21 protein-coding genes are annotated in these 20,924 nt (G+C 63.9%); 12 read left to right on the top strand and 9 right to left on the bottom strand.

Annotated features, from left to right (window positions below; genetic code table 11):
- Positions 1–2 precede the first annotated feature (2 nt).
- The 3 genes from mreD to WFP39_RS01640 all read right to left on the bottom strand — a co-directional run bounded on the left by mreD (position 3) and on the right by WFP39_RS01640 (position 2,551).
- Positions 3–557: a rod shape-determining protein MreD gene (mreD, locus tag WFP39_RS01650; RefSeq protein WP_336917387.1), complete on the bottom strand. Its 555-nt coding sequence runs from the start codon at positions 555–557 to the stop codon at positions 3–5.
- Positions 557–1,405 (bottom strand): rod shape-determining protein MreC, encoded by an 849-nt coding sequence (gene mreC / locus WFP39_RS01645; RefSeq protein ID WP_336917386.1) that lies wholly within the window; start codon positions 1,403–1,405, stop codon positions 557–559. Before mreC ends, mreD begins: the two co-directional genes overlap by 1 nt.
- Positions 1,406–1,504: 99 nt before the next feature.
- Complete coding sequence (locus WFP39_RS01640; RefSeq protein ID WP_336917385.1) at positions 1,505–2,551, bottom strand: rod shape-determining protein; 1,047 nt, start codon at positions 2,549–2,551, stop codon at positions 1,505–1,507.
- A 182-nt stretch (positions 2,552–2,733) separates the two neighbouring features.
- Between WFP39_RS01640 and mutL the strand changes: the two genes are divergently transcribed.
- Entirely contained in the window at positions 2,734–4,533 is a 1,800-nt protein-coding gene (gene mutL / locus WFP39_RS01635) for a DNA mismatch repair endonuclease MutL (protein WP_336917384.1), read from the top strand.
- Positions 4,533–5,048 (top strand): hypothetical protein, encoded by a 516-nt coding sequence (locus tag WFP39_RS01630; protein ID WP_336917383.1) that lies wholly within the window; start codon positions 4,533–4,535, stop codon positions 5,046–5,048. The genes mutL and WFP39_RS01630 overlap by 1 nt, the downstream gene beginning before the upstream one ends.
- A 3-nt stretch (positions 5,049–5,051) precedes the next feature.
- On the opposite strand, the gene WFP39_RS01625 is transcribed toward WFP39_RS01630, so the two are convergent.
- Together WFP39_RS01625 and WFP39_RS01620 are read right to left on the bottom strand one after the other, a co-directional pair.
- Positions 5,052–5,768 carry an NYN domain-containing protein gene (locus WFP39_RS01625; protein ID WP_336917382.1) on the bottom strand — a complete coding sequence of 239 codons (717 nt, stop codon included), beginning with the start codon at positions 5,766–5,768 and terminating at the stop codon, positions 5,052–5,054.
- Position 5,769: 1 nt separating this feature from the next.
- Positions 5,770–6,420 (bottom strand): carbonic anhydrase, encoded by a 651-nt coding sequence (locus WFP39_RS01620; protein WP_336917381.1) that lies wholly within the window; start codon positions 6,418–6,420, stop codon positions 5,770–5,772.
- Positions 6,421–6,480: 60 nt separating this feature from the next.
- Here WFP39_RS01620 and lipA point away from each other — a divergent pair, with 60 nt between their 5' ends.
- Both lipA and WFP39_RS01610 read left to right on the top strand, forming a co-directional pair.
- Positions 6,481–7,407: a lipoyl synthase gene (gene lipA / locus WFP39_RS01615; protein WP_336917380.1), complete on the top strand. Its 927-nt coding sequence runs from the start codon at positions 6,481–6,483 to the stop codon at positions 7,405–7,407.
- Entirely contained in the window at positions 7,407–7,868 is a 462-nt protein-coding gene (locus tag WFP39_RS01610; RefSeq protein WP_336917379.1) for a type II toxin-antitoxin system RatA family toxin, read from the top strand. Before lipA ends, WFP39_RS01610 begins: the two co-directional genes overlap by 1 nt.
- On the opposite strand, the gene WFP39_RS01605 is transcribed toward WFP39_RS01610, so the two are convergent.
- From WFP39_RS01605 to WFP39_RS01595, 3 genes are read right to left on the bottom strand one after another with little or no spacing between them, the layout of a single operon-like run.
- Positions 7,829–8,323 carry a CinA family protein gene (locus tag WFP39_RS01605; protein ID WP_336917378.1) on the bottom strand — a complete coding sequence of 165 codons (495 nt, stop codon included), beginning with the start codon at positions 8,321–8,323 and terminating at the stop codon, positions 7,829–7,831. The two genes, WFP39_RS01610 and WFP39_RS01605, sit on opposite strands and share 40 nt — an antisense overlap.
- The gene (locus tag WFP39_RS01600) at positions 8,323–8,853 is read right to left on the bottom strand and encodes a hypothetical protein (RefSeq protein WP_336917377.1); all 531 of its coding nucleotides are present in this window, start codon (positions 8,851–8,853) and stop codon (positions 8,323–8,325) included. The genes WFP39_RS01605 and WFP39_RS01600 overlap by 1 nt, the downstream gene beginning before the upstream one ends.
- Positions 8,854–8,864: 11 nt before the next feature.
- Complete coding sequence (locus WFP39_RS01595; RefSeq protein ID WP_336917376.1) at positions 8,865–10,034, bottom strand: bifunctional 2-C-methyl-D-erythritol 4-phosphate cytidylyltransferase/2-C-methyl-D-erythritol 2,4-cyclodiphosphate synthase; 1,170 nt, start codon at positions 10,032–10,034, stop codon at positions 8,865–8,867.
- Between the two features lie 71 nt (positions 10,035–10,105).
- Here WFP39_RS01595 and dusB point away from each other — a divergent pair, with 71 nt between their 5' ends.
- From dusB to WFP39_RS01555, 8 genes are all read left to right on the top strand, one after another.
- Positions 10,106–11,128: a tRNA dihydrouridine synthase DusB gene (gene dusB, locus WFP39_RS01590; protein WP_336917375.1), complete on the top strand. Its 1,023-nt coding sequence runs from the start codon at positions 10,106–10,108 to the stop codon at positions 11,126–11,128.
- Entirely contained in the window at positions 11,125–12,201 is a 1,077-nt protein-coding gene (locus WFP39_RS01585) for a two-component system sensor histidine kinase NtrB (RefSeq protein WP_336917374.1), read from the top strand. The genes dusB and WFP39_RS01585 overlap by 4 nt, the downstream gene beginning before the upstream one ends.
- Positions 12,202–12,230: 29 nt before the next feature.
- The gene (locus WFP39_RS01580) at positions 12,231–13,637 is read left to right on the top strand and encodes a sigma-54-dependent transcriptional regulator (RefSeq protein WP_336917373.1); all 1,407 of its coding nucleotides are present in this window, start codon (positions 12,231–12,233) and stop codon (positions 13,635–13,637) included.
- A gap of 63 nt (positions 13,638–13,700) precedes the next feature.
- Positions 13,701–15,938 carry a sensor histidine kinase gene (locus WFP39_RS01575; protein WP_377923193.1) on the top strand — a complete coding sequence of 746 codons (2,238 nt, stop codon included), beginning with the start codon at positions 13,701–13,703 and terminating at the stop codon, positions 15,936–15,938.
- Between the two features lie 19 nt (positions 15,939–15,957).
- Entirely contained in the window at positions 15,958–17,346 is a 1,389-nt protein-coding gene (gene ntrX / locus WFP39_RS01570) for a nitrogen assimilation response regulator NtrX (protein ID WP_336917372.1), read from the top strand.
- Positions 17,347–17,504: 158 nt separating this feature from the next.
- Positions 17,505–18,071 carry an RNA chaperone Hfq gene (hfq, locus tag WFP39_RS01565; protein WP_336917371.1) on the top strand — a complete coding sequence of 189 codons (567 nt, stop codon included), beginning with the start codon at positions 17,505–17,507 and terminating at the stop codon, positions 18,069–18,071.
- A 29-nt stretch (positions 18,072–18,100) separates the two neighbouring features.
- Positions 18,101–19,399, top strand: coding sequence for a GTPase HflX (gene hflX / locus WFP39_RS01560; RefSeq protein WP_377923194.1), 1,299 nt, complete (start codon positions 18,101–18,103; stop codon positions 19,397–19,399).
- 6 nt (positions 19,400–19,405) lie between these two features.
- The gene (locus WFP39_RS01555; protein WP_336917369.1) at positions 19,406–20,170 is read left to right on the top strand and encodes a Stf0 family sulfotransferase; all 765 of its coding nucleotides are present in this window, start codon (positions 19,406–19,408) and stop codon (positions 20,168–20,170) included.
- On the opposite strand, the gene mazG is transcribed toward WFP39_RS01555, so the two are convergent.
- Positions 20,167–20,919 (bottom strand): nucleoside triphosphate pyrophosphohydrolase, encoded by a 753-nt coding sequence (gene mazG, locus WFP39_RS01550; protein ID WP_336917368.1) that lies wholly within the window; start codon positions 20,917–20,919, stop codon positions 20,167–20,169. The genes WFP39_RS01555 and mazG overlap by 4 nt on opposite strands.
- Positions 20,920–20,924 lie beyond the last annotated feature (5 nt).

Raw genomic sequence — 20,924 nt, 5'->3', positions numbered from 1 at the left:
GTTCAGTTGATGCGCCGCACGCGCATCAGGCGCCCGCGGTCGAGCAGAACGACAAGAGACGAGACTATGGGAAACAGCAGGATCGCAAGCAAGAGCTGCGGCAGCAGTAGCCCGAAATGCGCCAGCCGGAAATCGGCCCCCGACACAAGCGCTGCCAGCAACAGGTAGATGGTGAGCACCACGGCGCCTGTCAGCCAGTTCTGCCAGAAATTGCGCCACGGCAGGCGCAGTTCCAGAAGGTCGAGCGCGATTAGGGCCAGCGAGAAGAGCATGATGCCGCTGCCAAGCGGTTGCCCGGAAAACAGATCGTCGAAAAGGCCGAAGGGGAAGCCTACCCACAGCGGCAGCAGGCCGGGCCGAAGCAAGCGCCAGGCCAACAATATCATCAGGCCCATCGGCGGTATGATGGGGGCAGGGGCAATGACCGGCAGCAGCGGGAACAGCGAGCCCAGCATGATGGTTACGCAGGGCACCCCGTATACCAGCGCCGGCGAATGGTCGCGGTTGATCTTCTTGCCGTAGGCGTCGCGCCGGGATCGCGGGTTGATCTGTTCCATCAGTCGACGCTGGACTGGGCGGCGAGTTCACGCTCTGCCGCCTCAATTGCCGGGCGTTGCCAGATCGGTTCGACAATCACCACATCGGTCGCTGCCGGATTGCTGAGCAATTGCGCGATTGCCCCGTCTTCGGTGACCTCGGTCACCATTGCCACGGCAATGCCGGGACGGAAAATGCCGCCTGCGCCGGATGTGACGAAGACATCGCCTTCCTCCAGCGGGTTGATGCCGAGATTGATCAGGCGGATGCGCAGCGAGCCATCGGCGCGCCCTTCGGCAAAGGCGACAACATTGTCGGTAGCACGCCGCACCGGGATCATGCTGCCGCTGTCGGTCAGCAGAAGGATTCGCGCTGTTCTGGAACCGGTTTCAACCACGCGGCCCACCAGACCCATGGGCGATGTGACGGGCATACCGGGACGCACCCCGTCACGGCTCCCGGCGGAAATGAAGGCAAAGCGCCGGCTGCTGGACGAGGAGGAACCGATCAGACGCGCCACCGCGACCTCGCCAACCTCCTCGCCTTCGATCAAGCCGAGCGCGGCCTTCAACCGCTGGTTTTCCTGCCGCAAGGCCTCCGCCTCGGCCAGGCGGACACGCGCGACCGCCATTTCGCGGGTCAATTCGGCATTGCGGCTGCCGGCATCATAATATCCGGCAATTGCCTCGAACAGCGACCGGCTCTGTACGCGGGTGGCGGCTCCGGCCTGCCCGGCAGGGGACGCAAGATCCAGCGCCATGGCGCGCAAACCCTGAAAGGTCTGCGGACTCCACAGCGAAATGACCAAAAGGACCGCACCAATCGCCGCGCTGGCACCGGCCAGCACATAGCCAGCGAAAAGCCCCATCTGGGCCCGCTTGTTGGATCCGGAACGGTGTGCCTTGGGCGGCGCCATAACCGCCACGTCCTCCGCTATGCCTCACATATTCGCGCGATTGATACAGGCTTACGCCGTCATCAGCACGCCGCGATAAGTGGGATCTTCCATGGCCCGACCAGTGCCCATCGCCACGCAGGTGAGCGGGTCTTCGGCGATGCTGACCGGCAGGCCGGTTTCTTCCATCAGGTGCTTGTCGAGCCCGCGGATCAGCGCACCGCCGCCGGTGAGGACGATGCCCTGATCGACAATGTCGGCGGCCAGTTCGGGCGCGGTATTTTCCAGCGCGATGCGCACGCCTTCCACGATGGCCCCGATCGGTTCGGACAGCGCTTCGGCAATATGCGCCTGATTGATCGTGATTTCCTTGGGCACGCCGTTGACCAGATCGCGCCCCTTGATCGTCACCTGCTCACCAATGCCGTCTTCAGGCACAGTGGCGCAGCCATAATCCTTCTTGATCCGTTCAGCGGTCGCTTCCCCGATCAGCAGATTGTGGTGGCGACGGACATAGGAGACGATCGCCTCGTCCATCTTGTCGCCCCCGGTTCGCACCGAGGTGGTGTAGGCGAGGCCATTGAGCGAGAGCACCGCGACTTCGGTGGTGCCGCCGCCAATGTCCACCACCATGCTGCCGACCGGTTCGGTCACCGGCATATCGGCGCCAATCGCGGCCGCCATCGGTTCGAGGATCAGGAACACTTCGGATGCGCCCGCATTGCTGGCGGCATCGCGGATGGCGCGGCGTTCGACCGAAGTGGAGCCCGACGGCACGCAGATGGTGATTTCGGGATAGCGCAGCAGCGTGCGCTTGCCATGCACCTTGCGGATGAATTCCTTGATCATCTCCTCGGCCACGTCGAGATCGGCAATCACCCCGTCGCGCAAGGGCCGGATGGCCTCGATATTGTCAGGCGTCTTGCCCATCATCATCTTGGCATCATCGCCCACAGCCTTGACCCGCTTGATCCCGTTCACCGTTTCGATGGCGACCACGGAAGGTTCGTTCAGCACGATGCCGCGATCTTGCACATAGACCAGCGTGTTCGCCGTGCCGAGGTCGATCGCCATGTTTTGCGAGCCGAATTTGAAGAATTTGGAGAAGAAGGAACTCATCGAAAACCCATGTCCTGACGAAAGTTGCGGCGAGCTAATCCGCCGTGGCGCAGCGCCCTGATGCCGAAGGTTGCGCTCCTTAGCGCGGCGCGCGGCGAAAGGCCAAAAATTTGTGCGGACAAGCTGGCCTTTTTTACACGGTCTGGCTCGAATTGGCGGCCCTTCGTCGCTAGGTCATCGCAATGCCGCAAATCCGCCGCCTGCCAGAAACGCTGATCAACCGCATCGCTGCGGGCGAGGTGGTCGAGCGGCCCGCATCCGCGCTGAAGGAACTGGTCGAGAACGCCATCGACGCCGGTGCGCGCCAGATCGCGGTTTCGCTGGGCGAGGGCGGGCTTGACCGGATCGAAGTGACCGACGATGGCTGCGGCATGACGCCAGCCGACATGGCACTGGCGCTGGAACGGCACGCCACATCGAAGCTGCCCGACGAGGCAATCGAGCAGGTCGCGACGCTTGGCTTTCGCGGCGAGGCTTTGCCCAGCATTGCGAGCGTTGCCCGGCTGACGCTGGAAAGCCGCCCGGCAGTCGCGGCGCAAGGCTGGCGGCGCGTGGTCGATCACGGCACTTTGGTGGAGGAAGGCCCGGCGGCCCTTCCGCCCGGCACCCGCGTGCGGATGGAACAGCTGTTTGCCCGCATCCCCGCGCGGCGGAAATTCCTGCGTACGGCGCGCAGCGAATATGCCGCCTGCCTCGATGCGGTGCGACGCCTTGCAATGGCGCGGCCCGACATTGGCTTTGTGCTGGAACACGACGGGCGGCGCGTGTTTCAGGTTCAGGCGGGGCAGGGGATCGAGAGCCGCGTGGCCCAACTGATCGCGCGTGAACTGGCGGATAACGGCGTGGTGGTGGATGTGGAACGCGGGGCCATGCGCCTGTCGGGCGTGGCGGGCCTGCCAACATACAACCGGGGCGTGGCCGATCACCAATACCTGTTCGTCAACGGGCGTCCGGTGAAGGACCGGCTGCTGACGGGCGCGGTCCGCGGCGCCTATGCCGATATGCTGGCGCGTGATCGCCATGCGGTGCTGGCGCTGTTCCTCGATATCCCGCCAGAGGAGGTGGATGTGAATGTCCACCCGGCCAAGACCGAAGTGCGGTTCCGCGACGCGGCGGGCGTGCGCGGCTTTCTCGTTTCCGCCCTGCGCCAGAGCCTTGGCACGGCCGACCGGCGCAGCGCACAGTCGCCCGATGTGGCGGCCATGGGGCGCTGGCAGGTGGAACCCTTGGCAGAGCCTGCCGCCATCCGCTCCATCTTTGGCGGGCCGGATTGGGCAGCCCCCCGCCAGGACAAACGGCTTGCCGATACAGCCCCTGTCTGGCGCGGGGCGGATGCGGCGCTGGCCCTGCCGCAAGGACGGGCGGAGGAGGCTGCCGCGCTTCCTCAGGACGCACAGGATCATCCGCTCGGCATTGCGCGTGGGCAAGTGGCGGGAACCTATATCGTGGCCGAAGCGGCGGACGGGCTCGTGATCGTGGACCAGCACGCCGCGCATGAACGCATCGTGCTGGAACGCCTGCGTGCAGCGGGGGCGGGAAATGCGGTGGCCGCCTCGCAGGCCCTGTTGCTACCCGATGTGGTGGAACTGGACGAGGTGGCGTGCGATCGACTGGAGGAGCACGCGGAGCGTTTTGCGGCGCTGGGCCTCGAAATCGAACGGTTCGGCCCCGCTGCCATGCTGGTGCGCGCAATTCCGGCAGTGCTGAAGGGCGCCGATCCGCACAAGCTGCTGTCCGATCTGGCGGATGATATCGCGGCGCATGGCGATGGACTGCTGCTGGGCGAGAAGCTCGACCTTGTGCTTGCAACGATGGCTTGCCACGGCTCGGTGCGCGCCGGGCGACAGCTGAACGTGGCGGAAATGAACGCCCTGCTGCGCGAAATGGAGCGCACGCCGCGTTCAGGCCAGTGCAATCATGGCCGCCCCACTTGGGTAAAATTATCGATGGCGGATGTCGAAAAGCTGTTTGGGAGGCATTGATGAAGCGTTTGTTTCCCTGCGTTCTTCTGGGGGCCTGCCTGTCGCTTTCGGCGTGCGGGGAACAGATCTCGCCGGAGGAACAGGAAAGGCGCGATGCCGAGGCAGTGGCGGCGGTCAAACGTGCCAATGCGGCGATTCCCCCGCTGGAGGAAGTGGTGCCCGAACCGATCCTCTACCCCGATCTTGAACAGCATGACCTTTACGGTCTGGCCTGTTCATATGCCCCCGGTACCAGCCTCGCCACGCGGGTGGTCACGCGTGAGACCGATGCCTTTGTGAAGGTAAATGGCGAGCTGCTGCGCTTTGCCGCAGATCCCGGATCGCGCGAGTTGCCGGGGAATACCCGTTCGCTTTACAACGGGCGCGCCTATTCGCTCCGGCTGGAGATTGAAGGGGAGGGTGCGCCCGTTGCCGAAGGCAGCGGCACCACGCGCTATTCGGGCACTGTGCATCTGCGCGACCGGTGGAACCGCACCGTCTATACCGGCACGGGCACGGCAGATTGCGGCGCCTGAGGATCAGCGCAGGCGCTTGACGTAAACCCCATCCTCGCGCCGGTCCACCTTGAACTGCCCGGTGCTCTCGATCAGATCGACCAGCCGCCGGAAGCCGAAATTGCGCACATCGAAACTGGAGCGGTTGTTGGCGATATTGCCAACTTCCGCCAGTCGGGCAAAGCCATCCGCATCGCGTTTCGAGGCTTTCCACGCGCCGCCCAGCAGCTCGATGATCTCTTCGTCCACTGGGTGCTTCGGCGCGGGAGAGATGGCTGCGCCCCCGGCCGGCTTGTCATCCCCTTGCGCCGCGGTGATCAGCGCGTCCACCTCGATAAAGCGGGTGCAGGCGGTGCGGAAGGCTTCTGGCGTCTTGCTGTCGCCAAACCCGTACACAGTGATGCCATCCTGCCGCAGCCGTGTTGCCAGCGGGGTGAAATCGCTGTCGCTGCTCATGATGCCAAAGCCATCCACCTTGCCGCGATAGAGCAAGTCGATCGCGTCAATCGTCATCGCCATGTCGGTGGCATTCTTGCCCCGCGTGAGGTCGAATTGCTGGATCGGTTGCAGGCCGTAACGCAGCGTGTGCTTGCTCCAGTGCACCAAGGCAGGCTTGGCCCAATTGCCATAGGCACGGCGGATGTTCACCTGCCCCAGCTCGGCCAGCACGGTCAGCACCGGGTCGATCCCGTCGGGCGTGACATTGTCGGCGTCGATCAGCAGCGCGATATTCTTGAGCATGTCAGGCTCCCGGATAGAAGGCGCCATCCGCCTCGTCCAGAATGTGCAGCACGCCGTCCGAAATGGCAAAGAAGGCGCCGGTCAATGTCAGATCGCCGCGCGCTTCCTTTGTGGCTACGCAAGGGAAGGTGCGCAGATTGGCGAGGCTGACCTTGACGCTCTCCATCTCCATCGCCCGTTCTGCTTCGCGCCCGGTAGTGCCGTGCTCAGACGCGATTTTGTCCCGCGCCGCGTCCAACAGGCTGATCCAGTCTGCCACAAAGCCGCCGCGCCCCGGCTGCATTCCTTGCATCGATTGCGTCAGCGCTGCCTTGCACCCGCCGCACATCCCATGGCCCAGCACAACGATCTGCTTCACCCGCAGGAACTGCACGGCGAATTCGAGCGCCGCCGAAACACCGTGATGGCCCGGCGTCTCCTCAAACGGAGGCACCAGCGCGGCGACATTGCGCACCACGAATATCTCGCCCGGATTGACGTCGAAGATATGCGAGGGATCGACCCGGCTGTCCGAGCACGCGATCACCATGATGCGTGGCTGCTGTCCTTGATTGAGGGTCGCCCATCGGCTGCGTTCGGATTCCCATTCGCGGTCGCGGAAGCGGCGATAGCCCGCGATCAGATCGCGCATTTCGGCAGATTCGTTCCCCATGGCTTTCCCGTTAGACGCGCGGCATTGCCAGTGGCAAGCGAGGCGATTATGGGGCGGAGCATGAACGACCTCACCCCCGATCCGTCCATCCCCCGCGCCCGCAAGCCGGACTGGATCCGGGTGAAAGCTCCGGTCAGCAAGGGGTATGAGGAAACGCGCAAGCTCATGCGCGAATTGAAACTCAACACCGTGTGCGAAGAGGCCGCCTGCCCCAATATCGGGGAATGCTGGACGAAAAAGCACGCCACGGTGATGATCCTGGGCGATGTCTGCACGCGCGCCTGTGCCTTTTGCAACGTCAAGACCGGGATGCCGCGCAAGGTCGATCCGCTGGAGCCGGAGCATGTGGCCGAAGCTGCCGCGCGGCTTGGCCTTCAGCATATCGTCGTCACCAGCGTGGACCGTGACGATCTGCCCGATGGCGGGGCAGGGCAATTCGTCAAGGTGATCGAGGCGCTGCGCCGAATGACGCCTGCCACCACAATCGAAATCCTCACCCCCGATTTTCGCGGCCTCATGCGGCAGGCGGTGGAGGCAATTTGTGCCGCTGGCCCCGATGTTTACAACCACAACCTCGAAACCGTGCCAAGGCTGTATCCCACGATCCGGCCCGGCGCGCGCTACTACGCCTCGTTGCGCCTGCTTGAGGAAGTGAAGCGCCACGATCCGGCGATTTTCACCAAGTCGGGCATTATGTTGGGGCTGGGCGAAGAACGGCTCGAAGTGCACCAGGTAATGGACGACATGCGCAGCGCCGATGTCGATTTCATCACCATGGGACAATACCTCCAGCCCACGCCGCGCCACGCGGCGGTGGTGGATTTCGTCACACCGCAGGTTTTCAGCGCCTATGGCGCGGTGGCGCGGGCCAAGGGCTTTCTGCAAGTAGCGGCCAGTCCGCTCACGCGCTCCAGCTATCACGCCGATGCCGATTTTGCCGCGATGAAGGCCGCACGCGCCGCGCAATTGGCGAAAAAGGCGCGCTGATGCCTTCGATCCGCGAAACCCGGCACCTGCCTTACACGGCAGAGCAGATGTTCGATCTGGTGGCCGATGTGGGCAGCTATCCCGAATTCCTGCCCTGGGTCGTCGCCACGCGGGTTCGTGGGCGCGATGATCACGGGTTGGAGGCCGATATGCTGGTGGGCTTCAAGGCGATCCGCGAGAAATTCACCAGCCGCGTGGAGTTCGACCGCCCGCGCGGCCTGCGTGTGCATTACATCGACGGGCCCTTGCGTGATCTCGACAACCGCTGGGCCTTTGCCCCGGCGGCCGATGGCGGTTGCGATATCACCTTTGAAGTCGATTTTGCGTTCAAGAACATGATGTTCGAAGCGCTTGCCGGGCAATATATCGACCGTGCCTTCCGCAAGATGGTAACCGCGTTCGAAGATCGCGCGGCCCAGCTTTACGGCAGCAAGAGCTCCAGCGCGCAAAGCGTCGCCTGAAGTCGCACGCCCGCGCGGGTGGTTTCGGCAAACACGCGGTGTTCGGCATGGGGCTTTTCCTGGCCTCTCACCAGCCGGGCAAAGACCACCGTGCCCACCGGCTTTTCCGCGCTGCCGCCATCGGGGCCAGCAATCCCGCTGATCGCCACCGCCACATCGGCATCGCACCTGTCGAGCACCCCTTGCGCCATGGCATAGACGCAGGCGACCGAGACCGCGCCGAAGGCTTCGATAATGTCCTCCGACACGCCAAGGCATTGCTGCTTGGCTTCGTTCGAATAGGTTACATAGGACCGGTCGAGGACGGCAGAACTGCCCGGAATCTCGGTAATCGCTGCCGCCACCAGCCCGCCGGTGCAGCTTTCGGCGAGCGCAATGCGCCGACCTGCCGCGCGGTTTTCCTCCACCACGCGCGTGGCAAGAGCAGTGATTTCAGGTGGAAGAACGGATTGCATCAGCGGCCTCTTGCGGTTCCGGCGGCAGGGTTTGCCTGCGCCTCGGTCATGGCGATTGCGGCGAGGCGGGCGAGGTTTTCCGGCGGCAGCGGATCAAGCAGCGCCAGCACGCGATCGATTGAATCGCAACGCGAGGGATCAACCCGCTGCGTCACCATGCCAGCGACAAATTCGTCGAGCAGCGGGCGAAGCGTTTCGGGGGGCATTCCGGCCATGATCTCGCCCATGGCAGGGTTCCCCCGCGCGGCAATGCGGGCAATGCTGCGCGCTGCGCCGGGGAAGGCGCGGTCCGACGTAGCTGTCAGCCGGCGGGTCAGCGTGTCACTTTGCGCAAACATATAGGCATCGGCATCGAGCACCGGACGGCACCGCGCCTGCACGCTGCGCAAGGCTGCTGGCATTGCGGCGAGCGCAAAGGTTGCCATTTCCTCCTCGTTCAGATCGAGATTGATCTGCGCGGAGGCGGGCGTGCCGGCAAGAGCGAGGCTGCACAGGCTGGCGGTGAGGGCGAGAAGGAGAAAACGGGCCATGCGCGGATCCTTTATCCTGCCATCAGCGTTGCCACAGCCTGCGCGGCAATGCCTTCGCCGCGCCCGGCAAAGCCAAGGCGTTCGGTGGTCGTGGCCTTCACATTGACGCAGTCGACCTGAACCCCCAGCAACCGCGCCAGATTGGCGCGCATGGCATCGCGGTGCGGGCCGATCTTGGGCGCTTCGCAGATGATCGTGACATCCACATTGCCGACAGCCAGCCCCTTGGCCGCCGCCAGCGAAACCGCATGGGCAAGAAACCGGTCGGAGGAGGCACCGCGCCATTGCGGATCGGATGGCGGGAAATGCAGGCCGATATCCCCTTCTCCCGCCGCACCCAATATCGCATCGACCAGCGCGTGCAGGGCCACATCGGCGTCCGAATGGCCGGCAAGGCCCTTGTCGTGTTCAATCCTGACCCCGCACAGCCACAATTCCTCCCCCGCAGCAAGGCGGTGGACATCGTATCCGGTGCCGGTTCGGATCATGGGCGTGTCCTTGTGGTTGAAATCGTCAGCAAAGGTGAGCTTGTGCAACCGCTCGTCGCCGTCAACCAGCGCCACGGCAAGGCCCGCGGCCTGCGCCACCTGCGCATCGTCGCCAGCATCTTGTGCGCCCGTCCACTGGCGGTGTGCGCCAAGGATAGCGGCAAAGCGGAAGGCCTGCGGGGTCTGCACGCGGCGCAATATGGCCCGGTCGGCTTTGGCGCCCATGGTTCCGCCATCGGCCACAATCATGCTGTCCACGACAGGCAATACGGGAATGGCGGCAGGCGCATCGCGCAACGCCACTGTCAGCCGCTCAACAATGTGCGGCGGGCAATCCGGGCGCGCGGCATCGTGGATCAGCACGACGGCAGGCGAGTGCTCCACGAGCGCCTCCAGCCCCTTGCGCACCGATTCCTGCCGCGTTGCGCCGCCTGTCACCAGCACAAAGGGCTCCAGCCCGGCCAGCATGTCGCGCACCAGCTCGTCCGCGCCTTGCGGGATCACCACGCAGAGCGCTTCCACGCCCGCCTCTTTCAGTCGCTCCGCCGCGCGGGCCAGCACCGGCTTGCCGCGCCACAGCGCGAACTGCTTGGGCAACGGTTGGCCCGCACGCAGTCCCTGTCCTGCCGCCACGATAACAGCGGCAAGGCGCAGCGGTGAGGGGATCGGGATCGGGATCGGGGCACTCGGCATTGCCGCTTCGCGCTAGTCGCTTGCCGTGCCCCTCGCAATCCCCTATGCGCTGCCCAATATTTAGGCAACTGATGACGAACGCTTCGCTCCCCACTCCTCCGGCGGTCACGCCCATCGCTATCGGCCCGGTCAAGGTCGATTGCCCGGTCGTGCTTGCGCCGATGACAGGGGTCACCGACCTGCCGTTCCGTCGCCTGGTGCGCAGCTTCGGTTCCGGCCTCAACGTAACCGAGATGATCGCGAGCGAAGCGGCCATCCGCGAAACGCGGCAATCGGTGCAGAAGGCCGAGTGGGACCGGATCGAGGAGCCGGTGTCGATGCAGCTTGTCGGCTGCGATCCGCACAGCATGGCCGAGGCCGCCAAATTGCAGGAAGGAAATGGCGCGGCGATAATCGACATCAATTTTGGCTGTCCGGTGCGCAAGGTGGTCGGCCAGTTCGCGGGCAGCGCGCTGATGCGCGAAGTGCCTTTGGCCATCAAGCTCATGGAAGCGACGGTCAAGGCGGTTTCGGTGCCCGTCACGGTCAAGATGCGCATGGGTTGGGATCATGCCAGCCTGAACGCGCCCGAACTTGCCCGCATCGCGGAGGATTTGGGGGTGAAAATGGTCACCGTCCACGGCCGCACGCGCAATCAGATGTACAAGGGCAATGCCGACTGGGCCTTTGTCCGCCGCGTCAAGGACGCGGTTTCTATCCCCGTTATCGTCAACGGCGACATTTGCTCCATTCACGATGCCGCGCGCGCGCTGGAACAATCGGGCGCGGACGGGCTGATGATCGGCCGCGGCGCCTATGGCCGCCCTTGGTTGCTCGCGCAGGTGATGCATTGGTGGCGCACCGGCGAGGCGTTGACCGATCCCCCGATTGCCCAGCAATACGAGGTGTTGGTAGGCCATTACCGCGCCATGCTGGACCATTATGGGAAGGATGCGGGCACCAAGATCGCGCGCAAGCATCTGGGCTGGTACACCAAGGGCCTGCATGGTTCGGCCGAGTTTCGCAACAAGGTCAATTTCCTCGATGATCCGGCGGTGGTGCTGGACGAGATCGAGCGGTTCTACGCCCCTTTCCTGCATCGCGAGGCGGCGTGACGGGCTCGGCGCCCCATGTGCCCGGCCCGGCCGACCAGATCGCCGGCCTGACCTTTGCCATGCTTGTGGTTTCGCCTGATCTGGTGATCCATTCGGTCAATCCCGCCGCCGAAAGCCTGCTGGGGCGCAGCGCCAAGCGGCTTGCGGGGCAGGATGTGATTTCGATCCTCGACTTTGGCGAGCCGCAAATTGGCGAGCGCCTGCGCCGGGGCGAAGAACGCCTGATCGCGCGCGGGCTGCCGCTGAAAGTGGGCGACAAATCGGTTTCGGTGAACCTCACCATCTCGCCGCTGCCCACGCATCCGGGATGGCGCGTGGTCACGCTGTCCGACACCGGGCAGGGCGAGCGGTTTGGCGACGAGGAACGGCGCGCTTCGCTGAAAGGGCCGGCGGTTCTGGCGCATGAAATCAAGAACCCGCTGGCAGCAATCAGGGGCGCTGCACAGTTGCTGGCGCGCCAGCTCGACGAAAGGCACCGACACCTGACCGCGCTCATCACCGATGAGGTCGATCGCATCGCGCAACTGATCGACCGGATGCAGCGCCTTGGCCGCGAACGCAGCGAGCCGGTGGGACCGATGAACCTGCACGAGGCGATCCACCGCGCGCTGGACACGCTGCGCGCCGCCTCGGACAAACCGATACGGATCAAGGAAGAGTTCGATCCTTCGCTGCCCCCCGTTCTGGGCAATGACGGTGCGCTGGTGCAGGTGCTGATCAACCTGCTCGCCAATGCACGCGATGCCTGCGCGGGCCAACCCGATCCCAAGGTTGTCATCCGCACCCGCTTTGTCAGCGGGCTGGTAATGAACGTGATCCGCCTGGGTCGCCCGGTGAAGCTGCCTATTGAAATCCAGGTGAGCGACAACGGCCCCGGCATCGACCCGGCGGTGGAGCAGCATATCTTCGAACCCTTCGTTTCCAGCAAGCCGCACGGGCAGGGGCTGGGCCTGGCGCTGGTGCAGAAACTGGTGCGCGACATGGATGGGCGCATCAGCCACGAGCGCGAAGAGGGTTACGAGGGGGCCGAAGGCTGGACGCATTTCCGCGTGCATCTGCCGATGGCGAAATGATCCGGATACGGACGGAAAGGGATTAGAGGATGGCCCGCCGTGCTTTGCTGGTTGAAGACGATGCCGCCATCGCGATGGTGATCACGGCGGCGCTGGAGGACGAGGCCTTTCACGTCGACCGGTGCGACCGCATTTCCGAACGCGACCGGCTGCTTGCCGCGAACGAATATGACGTGATGCTCACCGATGTGATGCTGCTCGACGGCGACGGGATCGAAACGCTGGGCGAAGTGCGCGAAGCCCACCCCGCCATGCCGATCATCATCCTGTCGGCGCAGAACACGCTCGATACCGCCGTGCGCGCCAGCGATACGGGCGCGTTCGAATATTTTCCCAAGCCCTTTGATCTTGACGAATTGGTGCGGGCCGCGTGTCAGGCGGCCGATTCCCGTTCCTCCAGCGGGCAGGAAGAGGACGACCCCGGCGAGGGCTTGCCGCTGATCGGGCGAAGCCAGCCCATGCAGGATGTCTACCGCATGATCACGCGCGTGCTGCGCAACGATCTGACGGTGCTGATCCTGGGGGAATCGGGCACGGGCAAGGAATTGGTGGCCGAAGCGATCCATCAGCTGGGCGCGCGCAAGAGTGGTCCGTTTGTGGCGGTCAACACTGCCGCCATCCCGCGCGAACTGATCGAAAGCGAGTTGTTCGGCCATGAAAAGGGCGCATTTACCGGCGCCACCGCGCGCAATATCGGCAAGTTTGAACAGGCCAATGGCGGGACGCTGTTCCTCGACGAGATTGGCGATATGCCGGCCGAAGCGCAGACCCGGCTGCTCCGCGCGCTGCAATCGGGCCGGATAAGGCGTGTGGGCGGCGACCAGGAAATCGCCATCGATGTGCGCATCATTGCCGCCACCAACCGCGATCTGGAACCGATGATTGCGGCAGGCACTTTCCGTGAAGACCTGTTTTATCGCCTCAACGTGGTTCCGATCCAGCTTCCCCCCTTGCGTGAGCGAATGGGCGATATCGAGCCCTTGGCCCGCCATTTCCTGCGCCGGGCCGCGCGCGAGGGATTGCCGCTGCGTCGCCTTTCTCCTGCTGCTGCGGATTTGCTGGCCCGCCAACCATGGCGCGGCAATGTGCGCGAATTGCGCAATTTCATGTTTCGCGCCGCGCTCCTCTCGCGTGAGGAGGAGATTGACGCTGCCACGGTGGAAGCGCTGCTGAGCAGTGCCGCGGTGGAAAATGCCATGCCGGTGGACGGCAATATCGAGGCAATGATTGCCGCCTGGCTTGGCATGGCGGGCCTGCCAGATGGCGATCTCTATCATCAGGCGCTCGCCGTGCTGGAGCGACCCGTCTTTGAATTCGCGTTGGCGCGTACGGCGGGCAACCAGCTTCGCGCGGCGCAATTGCTGGGGATCAACCGCAACACCTTGCGCAAGCGCCTGGGCGAGCTGGAAATCGATCCGGAGCGCTTTGGCGAATAGAAGTTTCACGATCAACGATTATTGGCTTGCAAAATGGCAACAGCAGCGTTGTAAGCTTGCAACGTGACAGTGCGCGCAAATCCCCCTCTTGCCGAGATGTCCGGACCGCGTCGGCCAGGCCGCTGGTGGCGCTGGTGGCGGCGGCTGCGCGCGCGCCGCGTCAACCTGTATCCGTGGCTGGAAGTGATCTGCGGCGTGTCACTCGTCACCATGCTGATGACCAGCTATGTCTCGTTGTCGCGGATGTCCGATCCGCGCGAACTGGTGCCCGCAGGCCAGGCGGCGGCCATGCTGGTGGGCACGTTGATCCCCGCGCTGGGTCTTATCGTGCTGTGGGGCCGGCGCATGGCGATCCGCCGCGCGGGCGGAACTACCGCGCGGCTGCATGTCAATTTGGTGTTCTTTTTCTCGGTGATCGCGGCCATTCCGACGCTGTTCGTCGCGGTGTTTGCCTCGCTGCTTTTTCAATCGGGCGTGGAGTTCTGGTTTTCGGACAGACAGCGCTCGATTCTGGAAAACGCAATATCGGTCTCGCGCAGCTTTTACGACGAGAACCAGCGGCAGGTTGGCAACAATACGCTGGCGATGGCGGCGGACCTGCGCTTCGTCCTGCAACAGGTGCCCATGTCGAGCCCGGTGTTCGAGGAGCAGTATTTCCTGCAGGTCTACACCCGCGAAATGGGCGAAAGCGCGATCCTGCGCCGGGCGCCGGATGGGGCGCTGCGGGTGGTCGCTGCGGTCGATCCGGATGAGGATACCGAACGCGAGCGGATTTCCCAGCAGACGCTGGCGCGGTTGGAAGCCGGCGAACAGGTGGTGGTGACAGCCACTGCACAGCGCACCGAAGCGGCGATGATTCTGGACGAGGCGGCCGGCCTTTATCTCTACACCGCGCGCAATTCGGATGCCGAGGCGCTCAGCCAATGGCAGCAGGCACAAGGCGTCGTCGCCTCTTACGAGGAGATGACGCAACGCGCGCGCGTTCTGCAATTGCGCTTCAACCTCGCGCTGTTCGGCGTGTCGCTGTTTCTGGTGGGTCTGTCCGTCTTTGCCGCGTTGCGCTTTGCCGACCGGCAGGTGAAGCCGTTGGCTGAACTGGTCAATGCCGCGCGCGAGATCGGCAGCGGCAATTACGCCATGCGCGTGGCGGGGCGCACCGGTCCGGATGAAATCGGCCTGCTCAACCGGGCCTTCAACCGGATGAGCGCGCAGATCGAGAGCCAGACTGCCGCGCTGATAGGTGCCAACAGGCAATTGGGGGAACGCCGCGCGTTTATCGAGGCGGTGCTGGAATCGATCACCGCCGGGATTATTTCGATCGACCGGACCGGGCGCGTTCTGCTCATGAACAATTCGGCACAGGCCTTGCTGCTGGGGGAAGGGAAGACCTTGCCGCAGGATAGCCGCATCGCCACGATCGCGCCGGAGCTTTCGTCGTTTCTGGCGAAAGGTACGGACAGCGGGATCGTGCAATTCAGCCGCGAAGGGGGCGAACTGCTGACACTCGCGGTCCGGGTTTCCCCGTCGGCCGAAGGCGCGGTGATTACATTTGAGGACATCACCCGGCAGCTACTCGACCAGCGACAGGCGGCTTGGTCGGACGTGGCGCGCCGCATCGCGCACGAGATCAAGAACCCGCTGACGCCAATCCAGCTTGCCACCGAGAGGCTGAAGCGCCGTTACGGCAAGCAGATCGAAACCGATGTCGAACTGTTCGAAGAATTGACCGGAACGATCATCCGGCAGGTAGGTGATTTGCGGAAGATGGTGGACGAATTCTCCTCCTTCGCGCGCCTGCCCAAGCCCGTATTCCGGACCGAGGATGCGGTGGATCTCGTGCGGCAGGCTCTGTTTCTGCAAGAAGTGGCGAACCCGCAGATCACCTATGCCTTCGCTGCGGAGCCCGACATTCCGCCCGTGCAGTGCGACCGGCACCAGTTCGGGCAGGCGATGACCAATGTGCTGAAAAACGCAGCCGAGGCGATTGAGGCGCGCACCCGCGACGCGCCTGCCGATTACCGCGGGCGCGTGCAGGTGCGGGTCAGTGCGGACAGTCAGTTTGTGCAGGTCAAGGTCACGGACAACGGGGTGGGCCTGCCCGGCAGCCATGACAACATCATGGAACCCTATGTCACCACGCGCGAAAAGGGCACTGGCCTTGGCCTCGCCATCGTGAAGAAGATCGTGGAGGAACACGGCGGAGACCTTGCCTTCCAGCCCGCCGAAAGCGGCGGCGCGGTCGCCACCTTGCGCTTTGCCCTCAATCCCGGCCTTTCCGAACAGGACAAGGCCGCCGAATGAAACCAATGGAGTAACTGTAATGGCACTCGATATCCTCGTTGTCGACGACGAACCGGATATCCGGGATCTGGTGGCCGGCGTCCTCAGCGACGAAGGCTATTCCTGCCGCACCGCCGGTGACAGCACCACCGCGCTTGCGCTGGTGGATCAGAAGCGGCCCAGCGTGGTGCTGCTGGATGTGTGGTTGCACGGCAGCCCGATGGACGGGCTGGAAGTGCTCGACGCGATCAAGGCGCGCGAGCCGGAGCTGCCGGTCATTATCTTCTCCGGCCACGGCAATATCGATACCGCCGTGTCTGCCGTCAGCCGCGGGGCGATGGATTTCATCGAAAAGCCGTTCGAGGCTGAGCGCCTGCTGCATCTGGTCGAGCGCGCGACCGAGACCGAACGGTTGCGGCGCGAGAATGCGCGCCTGCGCCAGGGCTTTGCCGCATCGGATGAATTCACCGGCAATTCCAACGCCATCAACCAGGTGCGCGCAACGTTGAAACGGGTGGCCAACACGGGCAGCCGCGTGCTCATCACCGGCCCTGGTGGATCCGGCAAGGAAGTGGCCGCGCGTCTGCTCCATGCGTGGAGCCCACGCGCGAGCAATGCCTTTGTCACGGTCAATTCGGCACGCATCACGCCCGAACGGTTCGAACAGGAACTGTTTGGCGAAGAAGCCGACGGGATGCTGGTGCGGCCCGGCCTGCTCGAAATGGCCGATGGCGGGACGCTCTATCTCGATGAAGTCGCCGATATGCCGATCAGCACGCAGGCGCGCATCCTGCGCGTGTTGACCGACCAGAGTTTCGTGCGTGTGGGCGGAACGCGGCAGGTGGGCGTGGATGTGCGCGTCGTCTCCTCCACCGCGCGCGATCTGGAAACGGAAATTGCCGAAAAACGCTTTCGCGAGGATCTGTTCTACCGGCTCAATGTGGTGCCTATCGCCATCCCTTCGCTGGCGGAACGCCGCGACGACATCCCCGCGCTGGCAGACCATTTCTTCACCCGCTATGCGCGCGAGCAGGGCCTTCTGCCGCCGCGCATTGCACCCGAAGCGATTGCCGCGCTTCAGGCCTATGACTGGCCGGGCAATGTCCGCCAATTGCGCAATGTGGTGGAACGCACGGTGATCCTTGCCCCGCGGGAGAAGTTCGATCGCATCGATGCCGAAATGCTCCCCCCCGAAATTGTCGGTGGGCCGGCAGAGGGCGGTAGCAATATCTCGGCGCTGATGGGCGTTCCGCTGCGCGAGGCGCGGGAAAATTTCGAAAGGGAATATCTGCGTATTCAAATCCGCCGCTTTTCCGGCAATATCTCCAAGACCGCCAGTTTCATCGGTATGGAACGGTCCGCCTTGCACCGGAAACTCAAGATTCTGGGCATGGGCGATCGCAAGGATGACGCTGAGAGCGAGGAATAGCCGCGCTGCCAGGGTCGGATCGGAAGCAAAGGGCAGGCCGCCTTCCGGTATCTGTTTGAAATCAAGGCCAGCCGTGAATGCCGGTTGTCAGATGTGTGTCACATCGGGCGACCAGAACGCTGCCGCCTATGGCGCCAGCCAATAACAGGAGTCAGATTGTGACCAGAACCACGCTTTCCGCCCGCGCCCGGCCTGCATCCGAAGCGCCGCCGCCATCGCCGCCTCCCGCAACCGGCAGCCGCACAGGCAGTCTGCAGGACCAGTTCCTCAATTTCCTGCGCAAGGAAAAGGTGCCGGTCACCATGTTCTTGGTGAAGGGCGTCAAGCTGCAGGGAATTGTCACCTGGTTCGACAATTTCTCGATCCTGCTTCGGCGCGACGGGCAATCGCAGCTGGTGTATAAGCACGCGATTTCAACTATCATGCCGGGGCAGCCGGTCGATGTGCGTCAGTTTGGCACCCCCGCCGAATCGGGCCGCAAGCAACGGCTTTTGCAGGATATCTTCCTCAGCCGCGTGGCAGAGGTGGAGGTGCAGGTGACGATGTTCCTGGTCAACGGCGTGATGCTGCAAGGACGCATCGCCTCGTTCGACCAGTTCTGCATGCTGTTGGAGCGCGACGGCTTCGTGCAATTGGCGTACAAGCACGCAGCTTCCACGATTCAGCCGGCCACGCATGTCGATCTGTCGGCTGACTTTGATGATGATGAAGGTGACGACAACTGATCTTCGGAAATGACGATATTGACGGCGAGGTGACGCGCGGCGCGCGTGCCCTCGTCGTGTGTCCTGATATTCGCAGCCAGCGCTCGGCGCATGATCCCGAAGCCCGGCTTGAGGAGGCGAGGGGGCTGGCGCTCGCCATCGGTCTGGTCGTGGCGGAAAGCTATATTGTTCCCGTGCGCGAACGGCGGCCGGGCACGCTGTTCGGTGATGGGCAGGTTGAACGCATCCGCACCGATTGCGAGTTGCACCAGGCCGATCTGGTCATCGTGGACGGCGCGCTTTCACCCATCCAGCAGCGCAATCTGGAGGAAAAGTTCAAGCGCAAGGTGATCGACCGCACCGGCCTGATCCTCGAAATCTTCGGGGAACGGGCGCAGACGGCGGAAGGCCGCTTGCAGGTGGAGCTGGCGCATCTGGATTACCAGCAGAGCCGCCTTGTCCGCAGCTGGACTCACCTCGAACGCCAGCGCGGCGGCTTCGGTTTTCTGGGCGGTCCGGGCGAAACGCAGATCGAGGCGGACCGCCGCCTGATCCGCGGGCGCATGGCGAAGCTGCGGCGCGAGCTGGAACAGGTGCGCAAGACGCGCGAACTGCACCGCAAGCGGCGGGGAAGGGCGCCCTGGCCGGTGATTGCGCTGGTCGGTTACACCAATGCGGGCAAATCAACCCTGTTCAACCGCATCACCGGTGCGGACGTGATGGCCGAGGATTTGCTCTTCGCCACGCTCGACCCCACTATGCGCGCCATCAGCCTGCCGGGGGTGGAAAAGGCGATCCTCTCGGACACGGTGGGCTTCATTTCCGATTTGCCCACGCAGCTCGTCGCCGCCTTTCGCGCCACGCTGGAAGAAGTGACCGCCGCCGACATCATCCTGCACATCCGCGACATCGCCAACCCGGACAGCGCAATCCAGAAGGCCGAGGTTCTCTCGATCCTTGCCGATCTGGGCGTGATCCCGGAAAAAGGCGGCGAAAGCGCAATTCCCATTATCGAAGTGTGGAACAAGTGGGATTTGCTGGATGACGAAAGGCGCGCCGAACTGCGCCCTCTGGCCGATGCCGATCCCGATATCGTGGCCATATCAGCCGTCACGGGCGAAGGGATGGATGCGCTGCTTGGTCGACTTGGTGAAATCTTGACCAAGGGCGCGCGGCTGCACAATCTGGATATTCCCGCCAGTGACGGCGCACGCATTGCCTGGCTTTATGCCCATGGAGACATTGTGGAGGACCGCGACATCGGGGAAGGGGCGACCGGCCCGATGCGCCATATCGCGGTGCGGCTGAGCGAGAAGGATTTCGGGCGCTTTGCCGCAATGGAAAGCTGACGCCCCGTGATCGAGGGTATCGTCACCGGTTATGAGGAGGCGTTCGACTTCCCGGAACGGCACACGGCACCGCAGATGCCGTATATGCTTGCATCGGTTCCGCGTTCGGGCAGCACCTGGTTCAGCCATGTCCTGTGGGGAACCGGGTGCCTGGGTGCGCCGCTGGAATATTGCAATTTCGAACCGTCCGGGCCTTATGGATTTGCTGCGGAACGGCCCGATCTGCAAAACGCGCTGTGGCAACGTGCTTTGGCGCGGCGCACCTCACCCAATGGTGTTTTCGGCCTGAAAACCTTTCCGGGGCAATTGCACCATATCCAGCAATTCAATGCTCCGCTGGTGGACAATGTGGTCCGCTTTTTGCTGGGGCCGCATTCGCCGCGCAAGGTTGTGCAGCTTTACCGGCGGGATCGGGATGCCCACGCCATCTCCTACGCGCGCGCTTTGCTGACCGGTATCTGGCGTGCGGAACAGGAAGGCGCTGGGCGACCGGAGGCAGACTATTCGCCGCAAGCGGTCGAGCGGGCCGGCCAAATGATCGTACAGCAGGAAGATGCGTGGCGGGCCATGTGCCGCGATTTGCGCATTGCCCCGCTTCACCTGTGTTTCGAGGATGCCCTGGCCGATCCGGCGGGGGCGGTGGAAGAAGTCGGTCGCTATCTTGGCGTGGCGATTGATCCGGCTGCCGCGATCGATGTGCCGCAGATCCGTCAGCAGTCGCGCAAAGGGGCGGCAGAATGGGCGCAGCAGCACAAGGCGCGGCGCCCCTAGTCCTCAGCTGCTTTGACCGCCTGCCACAATTCCTCCTGCGCTTCGAGAGCAAGCCCTGCGATCGAACCGCCCGCCTGCTTTTCCATCGCCCGGTAACGGCGTTCAAACTTGGCATTGGCCGCGCGCAGGGCATCTTCCGGCGAAATGCCGTAGGCGCGCACCAGGTTGACCGCCGCGAACAGCAGATCGCCGGCTTCCTCTTCGCGCTTGGCAGGCGCGGCTTCGGCCAGTTCGGCCATTTCCTCGCGCAGCTTGGAGGCAGGGCCAGCGACATCGGGCCAGTCGAACCCATCGCGGGCAGCGCGTTTTTGCAGCTTTTCCGCCCGGAGCAAGGCCGGCAGCGCCAGCGCAACACCGTCCATCGCGCTTTGCGATCCGCTTTGCCGGCGTTCGGAAGCCTTGATATCCTCCCAGCGCGCGGGCGTCATGGTGCCGCCTGCCTGCCCAAAGATATGCGGGTGGCGCGCCTCCATCTTGTCGCTGATGGCGCGGGCAACATCCTCGAAGGCAAAATGGCCGGCTTCTTCCGCCATGCGGGCATGAAACACGACCTGAAGCAGGAGATCGCCCAATTCGCCGCGCAGATCGTCCATATCGTTGCGCGCAATGGCATCGGCCACTTCGTATGCTTCCTCGATCGTATAGGGCGCGATGCTCGCAAAATCCTGTGCCAGATCCCATTCGCAACCTTGCGACGGATCACGCAGGCGCGCCATGATCGAGAGGAGGCGGGTGAGTTGGTGCGACATCTGGG

The sequence above is a fragment of the Alteraurantiacibacter lauratis genome (assembly GCF_037154155.1).
In the GTDB taxonomy this organism is placed as follows: Bacteria; Pseudomonadota; Alphaproteobacteria; order Sphingomonadales; family Sphingomonadaceae; genus Alteraurantiacibacter; species Alteraurantiacibacter lauratis.
This window is presented reverse-complemented; position numbering and strand designations above follow the sequence as displayed.

Bases quoted from the DNA above. Each gene is read 5' to 3' on its own strand.
- WFP39_RS01610 (WP_336917379.1), top strand. From the start codon at position 7,407: ATGCCTTCGATCCGCGAAACCCGGCACCTGCCTTACACGGCAGAGCAG.
- WFP39_RS01605 (WP_336917378.1), bottom strand. From the start codon at position 8,323: ATGCAATCCGTTCTTCCACCTGAAATCACTGCTCTTGCCACGCGCGTG.
- WFP39_RS01580 (WP_336917373.1), top strand. From the start codon at position 12,231: ATGGCCCGCCGTGCTTTGCTGGTTGAAGACGATGCCGCCATCGCGATG.
- WFP39_RS01640 (WP_336917385.1), bottom strand. From the start codon at position 2,551: ATGAGTTCCTTCTTCTCCAAATTCTTCAAATTCGGCTCGCAAAACATG.
- WFP39_RS01630 (WP_336917383.1), top strand. From the start codon at position 4,533: ATGAAGCGTTTGTTTCCCTGCGTTCTTCTGGGGGCCTGCCTGTCGCTT.
- mreD (WP_336917387.1), bottom strand. From the start codon at position 557: ATGGAACAGATCAACCCGCGATCCCGGCGCGACGCCTACGGCAAGAAG.
- WFP39_RS01595 (WP_336917376.1), bottom strand. From the start codon at position 10,034: ATGCCGAGTGCCCCGATCCCGATCCCGATCCCCTCACCGCTGCGCCTT.
- WFP39_RS01625 (WP_336917382.1), bottom strand. From the start codon at position 5,768: ATGCTCAAGAATATCGCGCTGCTGATCGACGCCGACAATGTCACGCCC.
- mutL (WP_336917384.1), top strand. From the start codon at position 2,734: ATGCCGCAAATCCGCCGCCTGCCAGAAACGCTGATCAACCGCATCGCT.
- ntrX (WP_336917372.1), top strand. From the start codon at position 15,958: ATGGCACTCGATATCCTCGTTGTCGACGACGAACCGGATATCCGGGAT.
- WFP39_RS01600 (WP_336917377.1), bottom strand. From the start codon at position 8,853: ATGGCCCGTTTTCTCCTTCTCGCCCTCACCGCCAGCCTGTGCAGCCTC.
- WFP39_RS01620 (WP_336917381.1), bottom strand. From the start codon at position 6,420: ATGGGGAACGAATCTGCCGAAATGCGCGATCTGATCGCGGGCTATCGC.
- mreC (WP_336917386.1), bottom strand. From the start codon at position 1,405: ATGGGGCTTTTCGCTGGCTATGTGCTGGCCGGTGCCAGCGCGGCGATT.
- mazG (WP_336917368.1), bottom strand. From the start codon at position 20,919: ATGTCGCACCAACTCACCCGCCTCCTCTCGATCATGGCGCGCCTGCGT.
- lipA (WP_336917380.1), top strand. From the start codon at position 6,481: ATGAACGACCTCACCCCCGATCCGTCCATCCCCCGCGCCCGCAAGCCG.
- dusB (WP_336917375.1), top strand. From the start codon at position 10,106: ATGACGAACGCTTCGCTCCCCACTCCTCCGGCGGTCACGCCCATCGCT.